At 55.2% G+C, this 3,317-nt stretch carries 4 protein-coding genes; 2 read left to right on the forward strand and 2 right to left on the reverse strand.

Annotated elements, in window-relative coordinates:
- Positions 1–48: 48 nt before the first annotated feature.
- Together WC359_15280 and WC359_15285 are read right to left on the reverse strand one after the other, a co-directional pair.
- Positions 49–1,116, reverse strand: a complete 1,068-nt coding sequence (locus WC359_15280; GenBank protein MFA5401813.1) for a hypothetical protein — start codon at positions 1,114–1,116, stop codon at positions 49–51.
- A 425-nt stretch (positions 1,117–1,541) separates the two neighbouring features.
- Entirely contained in the window at positions 1,542–2,210 is a 669-nt protein-coding gene (locus tag WC359_15285; protein ID MFA5401814.1) for a terminase small subunit, read from the reverse strand.
- A 610-nt stretch (positions 2,211–2,820) separates the two neighbouring features.
- Between WC359_15285 and WC359_15290 the strand changes: the two genes are divergently transcribed.
- Together WC359_15290 and WC359_15295 are read left to right on the forward strand one after the other, a co-directional pair.
- Positions 2,821–2,982, forward strand: coding sequence for a hypothetical protein (locus WC359_15290; protein ID MFA5401815.1), 162 nt, complete (start codon positions 2,821–2,823; stop codon positions 2,980–2,982).
- Between the two features lie 96 nt (positions 2,983–3,078).
- Positions 3,079–3,317, forward strand: a 239-nt coding sequence (locus tag WC359_15295) for a hypothetical protein (protein MFA5401816.1), incomplete at its 3' end; no start/stop codon positions are given.

A 3,317-nucleotide genomic window follows, 5' to 3' on the forward strand; every position in this document is an offset into this window, starting at 1 on the left:
TCCGTCACATTCTGGAATCACATGCAAGCGTCTATCGTCTGTCATATGCTATATTCCTCCCCAAGCTAAATATTGTGGTGGTGGCGGCGGCGGCTCAGGACATGTGCTGATTACGTCGATTTTGTCCGCACCAAGGCAAAGGTATTGCAAGGCATCGTGGGGATGCGAGTAGCGGTTTTTGCATGGCATGTCCCTGTATCGCTCCTCGCCTGAAATCTGCACGCGCTCGAACTTGTAGCCCCCTAGAAAGCCCTTGCGCAGTATCTTGCACGATGGGTCAAGGATGAATGCTGGTTGCCCGTCTATGGTGCGCGTAAGCCTGTCCATGACGGCTTGTCGTCGCGGAAGTAGATCGTTGGTCTTTGCCGGTTGCGTTGGAATGCCAAGGGAACCAAGCTGTCCGATGCACGTTGTCTCGTCCGCCTGCGAGGCTTGGATACCGGCAGGGTCTCCCCAACTGATCACTTGCAGGCCCGTGAACAGACTCGTGAGTCTCGGAATCACAACGTCCGTGGCGAACTGCTTGATGCCTCCATGCTCGCAGACATATTCGCGGAGGACGCGGAGCTGCCCGGACGGTGCTACCTGCCCGATGATGCAGGCCGGGGTGAGCCCAAAGTCCCATCCAAGCGTTATCGGGAGCCCTCGATACAGTCCGAGAGGACGCGGGGAAACATGGATAGCATCGTTGTATACCGCGTTGTAAACGGGTTTCCCATCGAATACTGATCCGTAGTTCCCGCAAACCATTGCGTTAACCCATTCGGGGTCTGCACCTGCTGCTAAACGGGACCAGTAGGAATAACCGAGTTGCTGATGCTCAACATTCTCGGCCTCTGGATTGGCCTCGAATGATACCGCTCCACCATCCCCGATGACGCGGATCAGTGCGCCGGGCTGGCGAAAGAACTCCCAGTTGATCGGCTTGACGTTCTCTGCAAGATTGAACCACCAATGGTCATCGTCCATTGGATTGGTGTCCATGATCACGCCCGACCATGTGATGGGGACGCCATAAGACTTGCCCGGAAAGCGTCCGGTGCGGGATATGGCCGCGTCCACGATGCTCTTGTCAAGTTCGCGGGCCTCGTTGATCCACGCCCCAGTAAGCTCCAAAGACAGGAGCTTTTTGACGTCCTTGGGCTTGTCGAGCGCAAGGAAATAGACCTCCATGTCGATCGTGGTCCCATCTCCGCAAGGAAGTCCAGTGCATCGGGCAGTGATCGGGGCTCCGTAGGTGATCGGACAAATCTCTTCTGGAATCCAGTCTTTCCACGTCTGAATTGTTGTGCTCTTGAGTTCGGGGTATGTGTTGCGAATTACGGCCCATCGCGTCCGGCGCACACCATCCTTGTCCGGAGCCTGCTCAAGTGCACGCCTCCAAAGCTCCTCCGTGCACCCCACGCTCTTGCCAGAGCCGATTGGGCCCATGATACCCCGAACCATCGCATTGCTGTGGTGGAAGCGGCTGATCGTCCGCGAGGCTCTGTACTCGGTGATGCCGTCCATGTTACATAGGGGACATAGGGGACATAGGCACGCTACTTGCCATCCCCTAGGTCGATCCGGAAAGTAAATCCCTGCGCTGACACCTCGTGCTTGTCGGGCGCGTTGTATCCCATGATTTTGCTGATCTCCCGGAGGGCATCGATCGGGTTGCGCACTTTGACTTTGATCCCGTTCATGGAAATTTCGAGGGAGTCAACGTCAGGACCTCCAACCTCTTTGACGCGCTTCGGCGATATGTTGCCGTTTTCGTCGAGGTATTTTGTCAGGTCTGCGTTTGCGATCTGCGCTAGCTTGGCGAGCACGCCCTCGCGCGTGAGCACGGCCTGCTGCATGAGCGGAGTCTTTGTCACATCCTCTTTAACTTGTGAATCTAGGGCAGCCATAAATCGCTTGACCCCTTGGGCGCGGAATATTTGCTCCGCTCGCTTGGAGTCTTGGGACCTGTCGGCCCATTTGGTTGCATACCCGGCCTTGCGGTACGCCTCGACCTTGCTGTATCCCGCCGCATACAGCTCGCAAAACTTGCGCTGGCGCGGATTGAGCCGCTTTGTGCGCTCGGTCTTGGGTCGCCTGGGCGTCTTTTTCGGCGGCTCGTGCAGCTCGGGAGCATACTTGCGGTGCGGCTTCCCCCGCGCATTGGGTCGAGGCTGGGGGTCGGGGAGCACAAAAGGCTCTGTCGCTGGTTGCGTCGTGCTGCTCATTTGAATCATCCTCCTAGAGTCGCGTGACGGCTCGCTCTAATGTCCACTGGATCAGGCACGCTCAGCGGTTGCCCTGCGTCTCGGTTGTCCCGCTCTAGTCTCGCGCTCCAGCGCTCCATGTCGGTGCAGGTCCAGGTCTCTTGCATCTCCCTGCGGATGCTCCGCACCTCGTCGCGCATATCTCGCAGATAGTTTGCCGCTCTCCATGTAGCGGCGATAACCGCGATGAGGATACTCAGTCCGACCGCGAGAGAGACACCAAAAACGGTGTCTGGTGTGATTTCCGCAAGGCAATGGAGATAGGCTATTTGCGACATGATGGATGTATTGCGCTCTGCATATCTGTTTCTTGCGGTTTTTGCAAGGTTATTTACACGTTGATTTTCCGGTCCTATTTTGTCCTAACGTATTTATTTGATACTTCATGCTCAAAGTATCGGTTTTCTACGGGCTGGCATTTGGTTGGTTCTTGCGCATGATGTTGACATTTGATGACTTGCGCAAAATCGCAAAAAGTTCAAAAAACTAATCATCGTCTTTAATTAGCGAATCTCCTGAATAAATGTGCGAAAATGCTTGATTTCTGTGCAGAAAATCCCATAGTGTAGACATGGAACAAAACATCACCTTCACGAGACTGACGAACGGCCTAATTTTTGGCCACGACAAGGAAGGCCTGACCGGCCTCTGGTTGAGCAACGGGACTCCTTACCTCGGCGATCTCGCCATGATGTTCCCCGATGCTTACCTGCTGAGATTGCAGGGGCGTTAGTTCACTTTCAGAAATAAACAACCATCGACAGGGTAATACAGCCCGCGAATCCTCACCGGATGGATGATCCGGCCAAAAAGCAAACAAATCAAAAATATGAAAATACTAGCAACACTCGATACGGCTGACTTCAGCGATTGCGTGAATACGGGTTATCGCTTTAACCTCTACTCTGACGGTCACATATCCGCGACCTATCGCACGCGCTGGCAGGGGAGCAGGGACGGCGCGCGGTACATCACGGACCCCGATTACGTGGACGTGTCCACCATCGACGCGAGCGACGACGATCATGACGCGCTGGCACTCCTCACGTCAGCCGTGCAGGACGTGCA

It is taken from the genome of Dehalococcoidia bacterium (assembly GCA_041653995.1).
In the GTDB taxonomy this organism is placed as follows: Bacteria; Chloroflexota; Dehalococcoidia; order GIF9; family UBA5629; genus CAIMUM01.